Genomic DNA, 15,872 nt, shown 5'->3' with positions numbered 1-15,872 from the left:
GACAAAAATACAACTATGCAACAGTGTTGCAAAATTAATTTCAATATTTTTTACATCCCCCCGATTGAACCGAATGGGGTGTAACTTTGTCCTTTAGTATTGATTATGAGTAAGAAGTTAATAGGTTATCTGTTGTTTTTCGCAGTTTTAGTAGCTGCTTTCTATTATTTCCTTTTTAAGGGCACCGATAATTGGAAAGTGAAATTGCCGCAATTGAGTTATGTGAAACCTTTTATGTTTCGTAACCAGGATGGTGTGCCCTTCACTGAAAAAGATATGTTGGGCAAAGTATCCGTGGTAGAATATTTCTTTACGACCTGCAAAGGTATTTGTCCGAAAATGCATGTGGGAATGAAAGGCGTGTATGATGCTTATAAAGACAATCCCGACTTTATGATCGTGGCACATACTTGTGACCCTGAAACAGATTCTGTACCCCGATTAAAATTTTATGCTGACTCCATGAAGATAGACACCAAGAAATGGGTGTTGCTGACCGGTAGAAAAGATAGCTTGTATCAGATGGCACGTAACTCGTATTTGTTGGATGATCCAAAGAATAATTTTGAGAAGATAGAAGATCAGTTCATCCATACACAGTTTTTTGCATTGGTAGACAAATCAGGAAAAGTGCGTGCACAGATTTATGATGGACTAAAAGCGGATGAACTGGAGAAGTTGAAAAAAGATATTGGGATATTATTGAAAGAGAAAGCAACGGGTAATTTTGTGAATGGCATTTTTACAAACAATCCTAACTAAATCATGCAAGAGAGAATTGTAGATCTGTTGAAGAAAAATCACCTCAGCGTTACAGAAAGCAGGAAAAAAATCTTGCATCATTTTCTGGATGCAAATGGTGCATTGGCGCATGCAGATATTGAAAGTAGAAGTGGTACAGAATTCGATAGGGTAACAATTTACCGTACGCTACAAACTTTTGTAGAAAAAGGCATCATCCATACCATTCCCACTGCCGATAACTCTGTTCGATATGCTTTGTGTAAAGACGAATGTTCAGCAGGTCATCACCACGATGATCATGTTCATTTTATGTGCGATAACTGTGGAACTACTTATTGTCTGGATCATGTAACTGTTCCTAAAGTAGCACTACCCGATGGATTCAAAGCCATTCAAAAAGACCTGGTCGTGAGTGGACTTTGTAATAAATGTTCTCAATAGAATGGTTCTTCACTGTTTTTCAGTTATCCGCATCATTGGGTTAACTTCGTTGAAATCTATTACATGATTCTTGTTACCGGTGCAACAGGTTTGGTAGGCGCTTATTTGTTACAGGCATTGCTGAACAAAGGGGAGAAAGTTCGTGCGCTGTATCGTTCCATCATTCCAACAATACCCAATGCAGAAAAAGTGGATTGGGTAAAAGGTGATATTCTGGATGTACTTTCTTTAGAAGAAGCCGTGCAAGGTGTTCAACAAGTATATCATTGTGCTGCAGTAGTTTCATTTCACCCATCGCAAAAAAAGAATCTCCATCATGTGAATATTGAGGGTACTGCCAATGTGGTGAATGCTGCTTTAGACGCCGGAGTTTCCAAAATGGTTTTCATGAGCTCAGTTGCAGCTTTAGGTCGTATAAGGGAAGATGTGATGATTGATGAAACCATGAACTGGACACCTGAAACCAGTAATAGTGAATATGGCAAGAGTAAATACATGGCTGAAATGGAAGTGTGGCGGGGTATTGGTGAGGGATTGAATGCCGTGATCGTAAATCCTGTTATTATTCTGGGTGCCGGTGATTGGAACAGTGGGTCCACAGCTATTTTTAAATCAGCCTATGAAGAATTTCCCTGGTATACAGAAGGTATGAGTGGTTTTGTAGATGTACAAGATGTAGTAAAAGCAATGATCGCATTGATGGAAAGTAATATTACTGCACAACGATTTGTGATTAGTGGTGCTAACCTACCCTACCGTTCTGTTTTTACCATGATTGCTCAGGCATTTGGGAAAAAACCTCCACATAAGAAAGTTACAGCATGGATAGCAGCCATTGTTTGGCGTTTGGAAGCCATCAAATCTAAATTTACCGGGAAGTCACCGCTACTGACAAAAGAAACTGCTAAAACAGCCAGAGCGAAAGTCCGTTTCAATAACGAAAAACTATTACAGGCCATTCCCGGATTTCAATATGCAGCTATGGAACAATCCATCGTGCGTATTTGTGAAGAATTGAAATTGAAATACCGTCTACCCTAATCTGTTTGGCCCTTTCTTAAAAATCGGTAACTTGTAATACTTGAAATATGTAGTAGCCATCATATTATCCTTTTCACTGTATGCGCCATCGGTAGCAAAAATATTGGCTTATGCAGAATGTTCGGCCTTGGCAATTTCACAAGCAGATCAAAACTGGTGTGATTGTATGTTGACACCTGATACGGATACTGACGGTATTCCTGCAACCGAAAAACAAAAAGACATTGCTTTTAAAACAGACTGGAAGTATACCAGCATCGACTCTTACAATCAGGCTTATTTAATGGGCTCGTTCCATCAAACCCCAACAGTATTTATTCCTGATGCACTTTTAGATCCTTATCAGAAAGCAGTTTTTCATCCCCCGCTTCATTGATTACATATACCGTCTTGTTATGCTTCCTCCGAAGGGGGCTACTCATTCATTTATGTAATTAATTCAACTCATATGAAATCATCTTTTTTGGTGATCGCTGTGCTATTCATAGTGATGACCCAACCATGTGTTAATGCTCAAATCACTACTCCTTTTGCTAACATAGAAGTTAAGAATGGTAACGGCGAACTTATGTTGCTAGGTCATTGTGATGTTTCTTTTTTACAACAAGGGGGTTAAAAAAACTGGTATCAGCCTGGTTATGACCATTATATACCCGACTCTTCCGCCATTCCATTCCTAACCCCATTATTAAAGGGAAAACAGATTGATATTTTTCTGGGCACTTGGTGCGGAGATAGCAGAAGAGAAGTTCCTCGTATGATGAAAATATTGACACAAGCAGGTGTTCAGCAGCAACAGATCAGACTCATATTCGTCAGCAATGAGTCAAATAGCTATAAGCAAAGTCCGCAACATGAAGAAGCAGGAAAAAATATTAAAAGAGTACCAACACTGATTGTGTATGAAAATGAAAAAGAAATAGGAAGGGTTATAGAATATCCCGTAGTATCTCTAGAAAAAGACCTGTTAACGATTTTAAGACGGGAAAACTATGTGCCGAATTATGGTTCGATGAAATGATGTGAATGGTCAGTCGTGAATTGTGAATGGTGAATTGTCAATGGTTTACGTTATTATTGACAATTCACCATTCACCATTCACAATTCACGATTTCCCCTCCATCACCTTCTTCCACAACTCAGGAATACGTTTGATCCAAACGAGTTCTCGTCTTTTGAGCGAAGCATCTTCTGCGGGGTACCCGAAATAGGTTTTGCCACCTTCCAAGGAAGAGGGAACACCACTTTGTGCCAATACCACCGCATTGGCACCAATGGTTAATGTTTTACTCACACCTACCTGTCCCCATAAGGTGACGCCGTCTTCAATAATGGTACCTCCGGCAATACCCACTTGAGCGGCAAACAGACAATTCTTTCCAACGGTCGTATCATGACCAATGTGCACCATATTATCCATGCGTGTTCCTTGTCCGATTCTGGTTTCTGCTGTAACGCCTCTATCAATGGTACATCCGGCACCAATTTCTACATGGTCTTCGATGACTACGTTGCCACAGCTCTGCATTTTCTTATACCATACATCTCGATTTTTTTTCGTGTTGTAATAAAAAGCATCACTTCCAATTGTTGTTCCGGCTTGGATGATCACATGATCTCCAATGATGGTATGGTCTAATATGGTTACGTTGGGATGAATGATACAATGTTTGCCGATCTGAACATGATTGCCAATAAAACAGTTGGGCATGATGACAGTGTCTTCACCAATAACAGCAGAATCACTGATGGCTTTTTGTGCCGGAACAAAAGGTCTGAAATGATTGACGATGGTGAGGTATGCTTCAAACGGATCTGAAGTTACTAAAATTGTTTTACCGGAAGGAATGGTTACTTGATTTGTATTGATGATAATAAAATCAGCAGCACTGTTTAAACATTTATCATAGTACTTAGGATGATCTACAAAAACAAGATCGCCTGTTTCTACTTTATGAATTTCATTGATACCGGTTACCAATGCATCATGATTACCGATTAATTCTGCGTTGATCAATGATGCGATCCAACCGGCAGAAACAGGTGCAGAAAACTTCATAACAAGGTTTTTTGTTAAAAACAAAGGTACTAAGAGCTATTCACCCTCCATTATTTTAGTTTTTTTTAAGCCCATAAAAACAGGTGAAATGAAGCTGTTGACACTGCTTTTATCACTATTTATTTTCTTGTATAAAAAAATCAAGTCTTATGAAAACCTTTATTCATCAATGTTTCAGCGAAATAAAATTTTTAACGCATTCTTTTTGTTCTATAAAATGCAATGGGAATCAGCGTTGAATAAGGATCAGGTATTCACAAAGGGACCTAAAATGTGAATAAAATTGTTTAAAAATTTTTTTGCTTTCGATAAAACTCTTTTTAATATTGTGTAGGGAAATTTATTTCCCAGTACTTACTAACCCATCCATATACAAAGTCTCGCTTTTGCGGGACTTTTGTTTTATATGAATTACTACTTCATTATTTACAAACCTTATCTCGTTCAATCGCAGTTTTCTCCGGTTGATGGAAAACAAACGCTTGCTGATTTTTTTGATGTATCTAAAGATGTATATCCTGTTGGCAGGCTAGATCATGATAGTGAAGGATTACTGATTCTTACCAATGATAAACAACTCAATCATCGTTTATTGCATCCTTCGTTTCAACATGAAAGAGAATATTGGGTTCAGGTAGATGGAGCGATTACCGGTGAAGCTATTCAACAATTACAAAATGGTGTAACGATTTCAATCGATGGAAAAAAACATAAAACGTTACCTGCTAAGGTTTCTGTTTTTGAAAATGAACCATCTGTTCCAGTTCGAAATCCACCGATACGTTTCCGTAAAGAAATTCCGGCACCATGGATCCGCATGGTATTGAAAGAAGGTAAAAACAGACAAGTAAGAAGAATGACTGCACAGGTGGGGTTCCCTACATTAAGATTGATTCGTTACCGAATAGAAAATATTACGATGGAAGGTTTACAACCCGGAGACTTGGTCAGTATGACTCGTAAACAACTATACCAACAACTTTTCCATGAATAAATACCGGCATTTGTTGAACAAGGGTTATAGTTACCCTGAACTTCATGGTTTATACCAACAATTTGCCTGGTAGCTGATTCCTAAAGCTGTGATGGGCGGTTGATGTAAATACATCCGCCGAATATTTAGCAAAGGGGGAAAGCTTCTGCTCAAAACAGCAATAATCAGTAACAGAGTAGCAATTCTTCCCCGCTAACCGTTAATTTTGCTGCTCTTTACAATTGAGTATATATGAGTCAAGCACATTTATCTGAGCAGGAACTGGTTCGTCGTGAGAAACTGACCAAATTACAAGAAGCAGGGGTCGATCCATTCCCGGCTCCGTCATATCCCGTAAGTCACTATTCAATCGATATCAAGGAACAGTTCAAAGAAGAAAGTAAGGAAGCTTTTGCCAACGTCTGTGTTGCGGGAAGGGTGATGAGTATCAATGATAAGGGAAAAGTGTTTTTTATCAAGATCCAGGATAGTAAAGGCATCATCCAATTGTATGTCAAGCGCGATGATATTTGTCCGGATGAAGACAAATCCTTTTGGGATACAGTCGTAAAACATGGATTGGATCTGGGAGACATCATTGGTGTGACCGGATTTGTATTCATAACCAAAACAGGTGAAACTTCTATTCATGCACAAACGTTTACCTTACTAACTAAATCTTTAAAGCCACTTCCGGTGGTAAAGCGAGATGAAGAAGGAAATGTTTTTGATGCAGTTACTGATCCGGAATTTCGTTATCGTCAACGTTATGCAGATCTCATCATTAATCCGGATGTAAAAGAAACCTTTGTTAAACGAACCAAGCTTATCAATACCATCCGAGATTTTTTAAATGAACAAGGGGCATTGGAAGTAGACACGCCGGTATTACAAGCTATTCCGGGGGGTGCAGCTGCGCGCCCATTTATTACACATCACAATGCATTGGATGTTCCTTTTTATTTGAGAATTGCGAATGAGTTATACTTGAAGAGATTGATTGTAGGAGGATTTGATTGGGTGTATGAGTTTAGTCGCAACTTCAGAAATGAGGGAATGGATAGAACTCATAATCCTGAATTTACGGTACTGGAATGGTATACTGCTTACAAAGATTATTTCTGGATGATGGAAACCACGGAGCAATTGTTTGAAAAAATCGCTATTGCTTTACATGGAACTACAGATGTGCCTTTGGGTGATAAGATCATCAATTTTAAGGCACCATTCAAACGAATCAGCATTCATGATGCTATTAAAGAGAATACCGGGATTGATGTGAGTGCTATGGATGAAGCTGGTTTACGTGAAGTATGTAAGCAATTGAAGATTGATGTTCCGGGCAATATTGGAAAAGGAAAACTCATTGATGAAATATTTGGTGCCACCAGTGAGCATACTTTTATTCAACCCACTTTTATCATCGATTATCCGGTAGAGATGAGTCCGCTTACCAAAAAGCATAGAAGTAAAGCCGGACTAGTAGAAAGATTTGAGTTGATGGTAAACGGAAAAGAAATTGCTAACTCATACACAGAATTAAATGACCCTATTGATCAGCGTGAACGTTTTGAAGAGCAGTTGAAATTGATGGAGCGAGGTGATGATGAAGCCATGTTCATTGATCATGACTTTTTACGTGCGCTGGAATATGGTATGCCACCAACAGCGGGTATCGGTATCGGTATCGATCGTTTGTGTATGATGATGACCAATCAACCTTCTATACAGGATGTGTTATTATTCCCACAAATGAGACCCGAGCGTGTACAGGATGTACAAGAAGGTTAGTAATTCCTGATAGGAATTTGAAGCTTGAGTTGATTTAAGAAATCGGTAGCAGCATCTATATTTTTAAAAGGTATTAAAATATCATTACGGACCCCATATGAGGGTCCTTTTTTTTGTTGTACATATGTTGTAGCAAAGAAGAAATTTTGTTTTTGTGACAATCGAACTTTGAGTGTTGAAGGATCTGCTATCAATGCTTCAATACAAGAAGTGTCTATGTCAGATAACCTTGCCCACAATGTCAAGAATTCATTTACCTGTTGATTTCCGGGCTCAGAAATTTCCTTCCAAAACCAGATATACCCCTTTTTTTGATCAATGGAATAATAGGTTTTAGTAATGATGTTATTTGTTTCTACGGAACTGGCTAGTTGGCCATTAATGGTGTATCTAAAACTGCCACATCTGCCATGATATTGCGCAGGGGCATAAGTGGTCAAAATGACCAGCAAAGTGGTAAGCAGAGTAATGGTTCGCATAAGGGGTATGTAATAATACCCAGTTTTGATCAGATTCAATAACGAATCGCCTTAAATCTGCATAAACTTAGATAAATAGGTCATTGTACAACATTCCGCCCGGCACAACTGCGTATTGATCCAAATCTGTAATACCTTCAGCAGCCAGCACCTGTTCATCAATAAAAGTATTGCCACTACACTGATCAGCCGTTTTTTGAAGGATATAATAAATAGAATCAGCAATGATCTCGGGGGTACGACTCATTTTTGCTAAAGCTTCCCCTCCCAGCAGATTACGGACAGCTGCCGTATCAATCGTAGTTCTGGGCCATAGTGCATTGGAGGCGATGCCCATCCCTTTAAATTCTGCAGCCCAACCCAAGGCCAACATACTCATATTGTATTTGGTGAGCGTATAGGCAATATGTCCACCCATCCATTTGGGTTCCAGACTAATGGGTGGTGATAAGGTTATGATATGTGGATTTTTACCTTTTTTAAGCCATGGTAAACAGTTTTTGACAACCAGAAAAGTACCTCTGACATTGATGCTGTGCATTAAGTCAAAGCGTTTGGTATCAGTTTGTTCTGTGGGGGTTAATTGAATAGCCGAAGCATTGTTGATCACAACATCAATACCTCCAAACTTTGCTACTGCTTTTTCAACAGCAGCCTGAATTTGATCTTCATGACGAATGTCTACTTGTACCGCCAATGCTTTACCACCGGCTTTTTCAATTTCTTCAGCAGCTGAAAAAATGGTGCCGCCAAGTCTGGGGTCTTCTTCTACACTTTTGGCAGCAACAACAATGTTGGCTTTTTCTTTGGCTAAACGCAGGGCAATAGCTTTACCGATACCTCTGCTGGCGCCGGTAATAAAAACGGTTCTGTTCTGAAATGACATAATGTAGTTTGTTGCTGAACCTTAAATTTCAGGAAAACTGTCTTACCAACCTAAGAATTCTTTGATGAGCTGTTCTGTTTGGGTACAGGCTTTATCCAATTCATCATTCACTACAATATGATGAAAATGATGATTGAATGACAACTCATAACTGGCTTTGTTTACCCGTGTGGCAATACTTTCAGCAGTTTCTGTTCCCCTGCTTTCCAGTCTTCTTTTCAGCTCTTCTACAGATGGGGGTTGAATAAAAATCGACAAACATTTTCCGGGGAACTCACCTTGTACATGGATAGCACCTTTCACATCAATATCTAAAACCGGCACACGATTTTCGTTCCAAATGCGTTCCAGTTCTGCTTTGAGAGTACCATAATACTTTCCCTCATACACCATTTCCCATTCAATGAATGCGTGTTCGTTGATCTTGGACTGAAATGCCTCCACAGATAAGAAATAATATTCAACACCATTTTGCTCATTCCCTCTCGGAGAACGTGTGGTAGCGGAGATAGAAAAACAAAGTTGAGGATACTTATTCAACAGATAATGCGTAATCGATGTCTTACCCGATCCCGAAGGGGCTGTAATAATGATGATCTTGCCTTTGTTTTCCTGCATGCGCAAAGAAACAGAATTTTAAGAAGGCTTAATCCTTCCAGACCGTTTTTTCTGATAGTGCAATATTTCTTTTGGCGGGGGGACTAGGCTCATCGGAATATCCGAGATAGATCAGCCCCATCATCTGATCATGTTCTTCAAGTCCTAATAATTGTTTCATGCTGTTATGATAAGTCATACCTCCGGTACTCCAAAGTGCAGCAATTCCCTGTTCTTGCGCACCTAGTAAAATATGTTCAATGGCAGCAGCAGTAGCAGCAATCTCTTCTATGAGTGGAATTTTTTGACTTGCCTGTCTTTTCATGTACACGGCAATAAGATGCGAAGCTTTTTCAGCATTGTGGATGATATTCTGATACTTGGCATTGGTAAAACTTTCTTCAGGCGTATGATTTTTATATAAATCGGCGTGTTGTTGCGAAAACTGCGCTAACCCATTTCCACTAAAAACAATAAAACGCCAAGGTTCGGTTCTGCCATGTGTAGGCGCCCAGTCTGCCAGCGCTAACAGCTGCTGGATAATAGATGGAATTATTTTTTTCCCATTCATCAAAGAAGGCTTCACGCTTCTTCTTTCGCGAATAATTTTTTCGAGTGTGCTCATGTTGCAAAATTAGCGGTACAGTATTGAACAATTTCGTTGAATGAGTAAAATGTTTTATATTGACGATTGTTTCTTTTGATCCGCGGGTTTTCTTTTCAAATTTCATAGTAACGATTGCAATGACCATACAAGAATTTCAATCTGTTTTTGATAACCTGCCCGGGATGTATCTTTTCTTGCAACCCGATGTCCCTGTTTATACCATTATATCTGCCAATAAAGCCTATTTACAAGCAACATTTACCGAGAAAGAGCATATAGTAGGGAAACCGGTCTTTACCGTTTTTCCGGATACACCGGGCATCGATACAAAAGAAAGTAAACAGTTGCTATTAAATCTATTTGACGAAGCTATTCGCCTGAAACAAACCAATCAGGTTGATGAATTGCGGTATGATATTCCTTTAAATGATGGTACGGGTAATTTTTTAGAACGCTATTGGAAAGTTGTTAATACGCCGGTACTAGACGGGGCAGGCAATGTAATTCAAATCATCAATTCGGTAGAAGATATTTCTGATAGGATCTTCAAACAAAAAACATTGGATGACCACCTTGAAAAAACAAGGTTACTCATGTCTAATATACTAACAAGTATCTCTGATGGTTTTGTGGCATTAGACACCAATTGGAATTATACCTATGTAAATGAACGAGGTGCGGCAATGCTTAATGGTCATAAACCGGAAGACCTGATAGGCAAACATATCTGGACCTTATTTCCTGAAGGTGTAGGTCAGCCTTTTTATTGGAATTATCATAAAGTAATGAAGGAAAGGGAACCGATTGTTATGCAGGAGTATTATCCACCCTGGAAACGATGGTTTGAAAACCGAATTTATCCCTCTTCGGATGGCGGGATCACGATTTTTTATACGGATATCACAGATTCTAAAAAGGCAGAAGAGCGTTATCGTCAGCTGTTTTATGAGAATCCTATGCCGATGTGGATTTATGAAGAATACTCTTTCAAATTTCTGGAAGTAAACAATGCTGCTGTTAAACATTATGGTTATAGCAGAGAAGAGTTTTCGCATATTACGATCAGAGATATTAGACCAATGGAAGATTGGAAGAAACTAGAACAGGCAACCAGATTTAAGGAGGGAGATATTCTAACACACAAAGGTATTTGGCGCCACTATAAAAAAGATAGAACACTCATCGATGTAGAGATTACAGCACATCATATTGAGTTTAATAATAGAGCTTGTGTATTGGTGTTGATCAATGACATTACAGAGCGATTGAGAAGTGAAACTGCACTTAGAAATGCGTTTAAAGAAGTATCCGATTATAAGTTTGCTTTAGATCAATCAAGTATTGTAGCCATTACAGATCAAAAGGGGAGCATTCAATTTGTGAATGATAATTTCTGTAAAATATCAGGGTATAGCCGTGAAGAATTGGTTGGGCAAGATCATCGTCTCATCAATTCAGGATACCATACTAAAGCGTTCTTAAGAGATTTATGGGTTACCATCGCTCATGGAAAAGTATGGCGTGGAGAGTTAAAGAATAAAGCCAAATCAGGAACCTATTATTGGGTGGATACTACCATCGTTCCATTTCTAAATGAGGAAGGTAAGCCCTATCAGTATATTGCCATTCAAACAGATATTACCAAAAAGAAAGAAGAAGAAGAGCGACTCAGGTTAATGGATATGGTGATTACCAATACCAACGATGCTATTTTGATTACAGAGGCTAAACCTATTGAAGGGGAAGGACCTAAAATCCTTTATGTGAATCAGGCATTTACGCGAATGACAGGATACGCAGCAGAAGAAGTAGTTGGCAAAACACCTAGAATATTGCAAGGTCCGGATACCGATAAAAATGAATTAGCTCGTTTAAAAGACGCTTTAAAAAATTGGCAACCTTGTGAAATAGAAGTGTTGAACTATAAAAAAAATGGAGAGCCTTTTTGGAACAATTTTACGGTTGCCCCGGTTACCAATGAATCAGGGTGGTATACCCATTGGGTAGCTATTGAAAGAGATGTAAGTGAAAGAAGGAAGACAGATGCTTTGATGCGGGATAGTGAGGAGAAGAGAAGGCTGATCATGAATGCTGCATTGGATGCCATTATTTGTATTGACCCTGAAGGAATGGTTACGTTCTGGAATCCTCAGGCAGAAAAGATATTTGGTTGGAAGCAGGAAGAAGTAATGGGCAGAAGATTATCGTCTATTATTATTCCTGAGCCTTATCGGCATATGCATGATCATGGAATGGAACAATATAAGGTAACAAGAAATGGTCCGGCATTGAATGTCTTGTTAGAGTTGAATGCCATTAACCGAGAAGGAACCATGTTTCCCATAGAACTCACTGTATTACCCATTAAACAGGAAAGTGAAGAATTCTTTTGTGCATTCATCAGAGACATTTCAGAACGAAAAAAATCTGAAACGCTGATCAGAAGAACGAATGAACGTTATGAATTGGTTGCTAAAGCCACCAGCGATGCTATTTGGGATTGGGACATGCGTACACATGTTGTAGTACGTTCAGGAGATGGGTTACAAAAACTATTTGGATATAATACAGAAGAAGCTTCTAATGATAATGACTTTTGGCGTAAGCATGTACATCCGGAAGATGTAGAAAGAGTAGTTGAAAAAAGAAGAAAGCTATTAGAAGAAACCAGAGATCAATTTTGGGAAGATGAATATCGGTTTGAAAAAATGGATGGCTCTTATGCTTTTGTATATGACAGGGGTTATGTAATCAGGAACAAAGAAGGCATCGCTATTCGCATGATTGGTTCTACACAAGATATCTCTGCATTAAAACAATCAGAACAGCAGTTACAGGAGTTAAACCAGGTATTGGAAAAAAGAGCTACTGAACTCATGACGTCTAACAGAGAGTTGGAGCGCTTTGCCTACGTAGCGTCACATGATTTGCAGGAGCCTTTGAGGATGGTAAGTAGTTTCTTACAACTGTTAGATCGCCAATATTCAGCAGGGCTGGATGAAAAAGCCAGAGAGTATATCGATTTTGCGGTAGGTGGGGCAGAGAGAATGAAACGTTTGATACTGGATTTACTCTCTTATTCAAGAGTAGGAACCGTAAATGAGCCGTTTCAGCTGGTGGATATGAACGGTTTGGTAAAAAATGTAGTACAAATATTTGAGTCCAGATTTGAAAAAGAAAAGATAATTTTACGTGTAGATCAATTACCTAGCATACAGGGAAATACATCTCAGTTACAGCAGTTGATGCAAAACCTGATTGGTAATGCATTGAAATATAAAAGCGACAAACCCCCGGTCGTTGAAATTGGATGTACAGAAGAAGCCAACAGATTTGTCTTCTTTGTTAAAGACAATGGAATAGGCATCAATCCAAGGTATTTTGAAAAGATCTTTGTAGTTTTTCAACGCTTACATTCGATTGATAATTATTCCGGCACAGGAATTGGACTAGCCATTTGTAAAAAGATCGTAGAAAGGCATCATGGTGAAATATGGGTAGCTTCTGAAGAAGGAAAAGGAAGTACTTTTTATTTCAGCTTACCTAAAATATCAAACATTTAAATAAAAAAGATATGTCTGCGTTTGAGGACTTGGAAATTCTTCTCGTTGAAGACAATGAGGGGGATATTCGACTGACCATTGAAGCTTTTAAAGAAGCTAAGATCAGGAATCATATACGTGTGGTGCGAGATGGGGAAGAAGCGTTGGCCTACTTGAAAAAAGAAGCAGCATATGCAGATGTGCAGACACCGGATATCATTTTGCTGGACATCAATTTGCCCAAGGTAGATGGCAAAGAAGTGTTACATGAATTGAAAAATGATCCCATATTAAAGAGCATTCCTGTCATTATGCTCACTACTTCATCTGCAGAATCGGATGTGCAAGAATCTTATTTGAATCATGCCAACAGTTACGTCATCAAACCGGTTGATTTGGATAAGTTTATGGAAGTGATACGCAGCATTGAAGAATATTGGATATCGATTGTAAAACTACCTTCACGCTAAATAGTATTATATAATTCTTCGAATATCGGCACCGATATTTCTCAATCTTTCATCAATTTTTTGATAGCCCCTGTCGATCTGTTCAATATTTTGAATGGTACTCTTACCTTCTGCGCTCAAAGCAGCAATCAGCAATGCTTGTCCGGCACGAATATCCGGACTGCTCATAGTAATACCTCTCAAATTATTTTTTCTGCCCAATCCAATTACAGTTGCACGATGTGGGTCACAAAGAATGATCTGTGCACCCATATCAATGAGTTTATCTACAAAAAATAATCTGCTCTCAAACATTTTCTGGTGCACCAATACACTACCTCTTGCTTGTGTGGCTACTACCAAAACAATGCTCAACAGATCAGGCGTAAAACCGGGCCAGGGGTGGTCTGAAATGGTGAGGATACCACCATCGAGATAAGTTTGTATTTCATATACATCCTGTTGTGGTACATGGATATCATCTCCATGAATATCTAAAGCGATGCCTAGTTGTCCGAATTTTTCAGGAATGATTCCCAAATGATCCACACCTGCATTTTTAATGGTGAGTTCACTTTGTGTCATGGCAGCCAAACCAATAAAACTACCGATCTCAATCATATCGGGTAGCATGCGATGCGCAGTCCCATTTAATGTAGTAACTCCTTCAATGATTAATAAATTACTTCCAATACCACTGATCTTAGCGCCCATTCGATTGAGCATGGTACACAATTGTTGAAGATATGGCTCGCAGGCTGCATTGTAAATTTGTGTAGTACCTTCTGCCAATACAGCTGCCATTACAATATTTGCAGTTCCTGTTACCGAAGGTTCATCCAATAGCATATAAGTGCCGCGTAAAGATGGAGCTGTTAATTTGAAGCAACTATTGTCTTCATCAAATTCAAATTGGGCTCCCAGTTTTTCAAATCCAATGATATGGGTATCCAATCTTCTTCTTCCAATTTTATCACCACCGGGTTTGGGTATATAGGCTTTTTTGAAACGCGCTAACATCGGTCCCGCCAACATCACACTACCTCTTAATCTTCCTCCTTTTTTTCTGAATTCTGCTGAAGATAAATAATCAATATTCACATCATCTGCGCGAAAGCTATACGTATCATCGTTGATACGAGCGGTTTTTACGCCCATATCACTCAGTAGTTCTATAAGCAGATTCACATCCAAAATATCCGGAATATTGGAAATGATCATCTCTCCGTCGGTCAATAAAACCGCAGAGAGAATCTGTAATGCTTCATTCTTAGCACCTTGTGGGATGATCTCACCTTGTAAACGATTACCACCGCGAACTTCAAAGGAACTCATACAATTGGTTTGATTGCTTGTTGACACGAATGTAATAAAACGCCGCCGTGATTTTTTTTATTGTCTGATGGATAGCCATAAAAAAAGTCCACTTGGTGGACTTTCTCTATATTGGAAGATCTGATTAGTATCTTTTTTTGAATTGGCCCCCGCCATTGATATTGCGGTTATTATTGTTTCTGCCTCCCCCGCCATTATTACGGTTGTTATTGTTTCTACCGCCGCCGTTATTGCGTCCACCGCCACCACTATTGTTGCGATTGTTACGTCCGCCAAAATTTTGCTGCCAGCGACCACCACGACCACCACTACTATATTCATCACGTTCAAAATTCTGATTGCGATGTTTGATATATGGAGTATTGCTGAATTCCAGTTCTCCACCGGTGATGCTGTTGAGTTCGGTTCTAATGGCATCATCATGCACCAACTCTTTATGCCAGTTGCTATATGCCAGTTTCATATAATAAGCAATGGCATGCGCAAAACCTGCTTTCTTCTCCGGATCTTCTTCTTTCAATGCTTTATCAATCACCACTTCCAGGTTCTTACCTAAGTGTGCATATTTAGGATGCCTTTTAGGATAAGGTAAGGGATCAGGTTTCAGTTTATAGGTTTCTTTGGTAGGAATAGGGTACGGACTATCCACATCCAGTTTAAAATCACTGATAAAAAAGAGATGATCCCATAATTTATGTCTGAAATCTTCCACATTCTTCAAATGTGGGTTTAAAAAGCCCATCAATTCTATAACAGCCTGTGTCTGTTGCTGTCTTTTGTCGCGGTCTTCAATGGTCAGTAAATAGTCCACCATTTTATGTACATGACGACCATATTCACGCATTCCCAGATAACTTCTCGAAGTATTATATTCCATGTAACGATAATAAGTAAGAGAACAAATGTAAGTAATTAGGGCTTTTCAGG

Annotated in this window: 16 protein-coding genes; 9 read left to right on the top strand and 7 right to left on the bottom strand. The window is 39.0% G+C overall.

What is annotated here, in order from left to right; all coding sequences use genetic code 11:
• Nucleotides 1-105 precede the first annotated feature (105 nt).
• From ACTIEV_RS05245 to ACTIEV_RS05225, 5 genes are all read left to right on the top strand, one after another.
• The gene (locus tag ACTIEV_RS05245; protein ID WP_322196103.1) at nt 106-762 is read left to right on the top strand and encodes an SCO family protein; all 657 of its coding nucleotides are present in this window, start codon (nt 106-108) and stop codon (nt 760-762) included.
• Nucleotides 763-765: 3 nt separating this feature from the next.
• Nucleotides 766-1,185 (top strand): Fur family transcriptional regulator, encoded by a 420-nt coding sequence (locus ACTIEV_RS05240; RefSeq protein ID WP_178888721.1) that lies wholly within the window; start codon nt 766-768, stop codon nt 1,183-1,185.
• A gap of 63 nt (nt 1,186-1,248) precedes the next feature.
• The gene (locus ACTIEV_RS05235) at nt 1,249-2,226 is read left to right on the top strand and encodes an NAD-dependent epimerase/dehydratase family protein (RefSeq protein ID WP_322196104.1); all 978 of its coding nucleotides are present in this window, start codon (nt 1,249-1,251) and stop codon (nt 2,224-2,226) included.
• 40 nt (nt 2,227-2,266) lie between these two features.
• Complete coding sequence (locus ACTIEV_RS05230) at nt 2,267-2,602, top strand: hypothetical protein (RefSeq protein WP_322196105.1); 336 nt, start codon at nt 2,267-2,269, stop codon at nt 2,600-2,602.
• A gap of 381 nt (nt 2,603-2,983) precedes the next feature.
• Nucleotides 2,984-3,247, top strand: a complete 264-nt coding sequence (locus ACTIEV_RS05225) for a hypothetical protein (protein ID WP_322196106.1) — start codon at nt 2,984-2,986, stop codon at nt 3,245-3,247.
• 85 nt (nt 3,248-3,332) lie between these two features.
• Here ACTIEV_RS05225 and ACTIEV_RS05220 read toward each other — a convergent pair whose 3' ends face one another.
• On the bottom strand, nt 3,333-4,286 hold the full coding sequence (locus ACTIEV_RS05220; RefSeq protein ID WP_322196107.1) for a UDP-3-O-(3-hydroxymyristoyl)glucosamine N-acyltransferase: 954 nt from the start codon (nt 4,284-4,286) through the stop codon (nt 3,333-3,335).
• A gap of 406 nt (nt 4,287-4,692) precedes the next feature.
• Here ACTIEV_RS05220 and ACTIEV_RS05215 point away from each other — a divergent pair, with 406 nt between their 5' ends.
• Together ACTIEV_RS05215 and lysS are read left to right on the top strand one after the other, a co-directional pair.
• Complete coding sequence (locus ACTIEV_RS05215; protein WP_322196108.1) at nt 4,693-5,280, top strand: pseudouridine synthase; 588 nt, start codon at nt 4,693-4,695, stop codon at nt 5,278-5,280.
• 231 nt (nt 5,281-5,511) lie between these two features.
• Nucleotides 5,512-7,050 (top strand): lysine--tRNA ligase, encoded by a 1,539-nt coding sequence (gene lysS, locus ACTIEV_RS05210; protein ID WP_322196109.1) that lies wholly within the window; start codon nt 5,512-5,514, stop codon nt 7,048-7,050.
• Here the strand turns inward: lysS and ACTIEV_RS05205 are convergent.
• The 4 genes from ACTIEV_RS05205 to ACTIEV_RS05190 all read right to left on the bottom strand — a co-directional run bounded on the left by ACTIEV_RS05205 (nt 7,047) and on the right by ACTIEV_RS05190 (nt 9,637).
• A complete protein-coding gene (locus tag ACTIEV_RS05205) occupies nt 7,047-7,529 on the bottom strand; it encodes a hypothetical protein (protein WP_322196110.1) in 483 nt (160 codons plus the stop codon). The genes lysS and ACTIEV_RS05205 overlap by 4 nt on opposite strands.
• Before the next feature lie 67 nt (nt 7,530-7,596).
• A complete protein-coding gene (locus tag ACTIEV_RS05200; RefSeq protein ID WP_322196111.1) occupies nt 7,597-8,415 on the bottom strand; it encodes an SDR family oxidoreductase in 819 nt (272 codons plus the stop codon).
• A 42-nt stretch (nt 8,416-8,457) separates the two neighbouring features.
• Nucleotides 8,458-9,033 carry a guanylate kinase gene (gmk, locus tag ACTIEV_RS05195; RefSeq protein WP_322196112.1) on the bottom strand — a complete coding sequence of 192 codons (576 nt, stop codon included), beginning with the start codon at nt 9,031-9,033 and terminating at the stop codon, nt 8,458-8,460.
• A 28-nt stretch (nt 9,034-9,061) separates the two neighbouring features.
• The gene (locus tag ACTIEV_RS05190) at nt 9,062-9,637 is read right to left on the bottom strand and encodes a nitroreductase family protein (protein ID WP_322196113.1); all 576 of its coding nucleotides are present in this window, start codon (nt 9,635-9,637) and stop codon (nt 9,062-9,064) included.
• A gap of 119 nt (nt 9,638-9,756) precedes the next feature.
• On the opposite strand from ACTIEV_RS05190, the gene ACTIEV_RS05185 reads away from it, so the two are divergent.
• Both ACTIEV_RS05185 and ACTIEV_RS05180 read left to right on the top strand, forming a co-directional pair.
• Nucleotides 9,757-13,182 (top strand): PAS domain-containing sensor histidine kinase, encoded by a 3,426-nt coding sequence (locus tag ACTIEV_RS05185; protein WP_322196114.1) that lies wholly within the window; start codon nt 9,757-9,759, stop codon nt 13,180-13,182.
• Nucleotides 13,183-13,193: 11 nt separating this feature from the next.
• Nucleotides 13,194-13,631: a response regulator gene (locus ACTIEV_RS05180; protein WP_322196115.1), complete on the top strand. Its 438-nt coding sequence runs from the start codon at nt 13,194-13,196 to the stop codon at nt 13,629-13,631.
• Nucleotides 13,632-13,637: 6 nt separating this feature from the next.
• On the opposite strand, the gene murA is transcribed toward ACTIEV_RS05180, so the two are convergent.
• Nucleotides 13,638-14,945: a UDP-N-acetylglucosamine 1-carboxyvinyltransferase gene (gene murA / locus ACTIEV_RS05175; protein WP_322196116.1), complete on the bottom strand. Its 1,308-nt coding sequence runs from the start codon at nt 14,943-14,945 to the stop codon at nt 13,638-13,640.
• A gap of 124 nt (nt 14,946-15,069) precedes the next feature.
• Nucleotides 15,070-15,822: a DUF4290 domain-containing protein gene (locus ACTIEV_RS05170; protein ID WP_322196117.1), complete on the bottom strand. Its 753-nt coding sequence runs from the start codon at nt 15,820-15,822 to the stop codon at nt 15,070-15,072.
• Nucleotides 15,823-15,872: the final 50 nt, after the last annotated feature.

It is taken from the genome of Sediminibacterium sp., assembly GCF_051861365.1.
In the GTDB taxonomy this organism is placed as follows: Bacteria; Bacteroidota; Bacteroidia; order Chitinophagales; family Chitinophagaceae; genus Sediminibacterium.
This window is presented reverse-complemented; position numbering and strand designations above follow the sequence as displayed.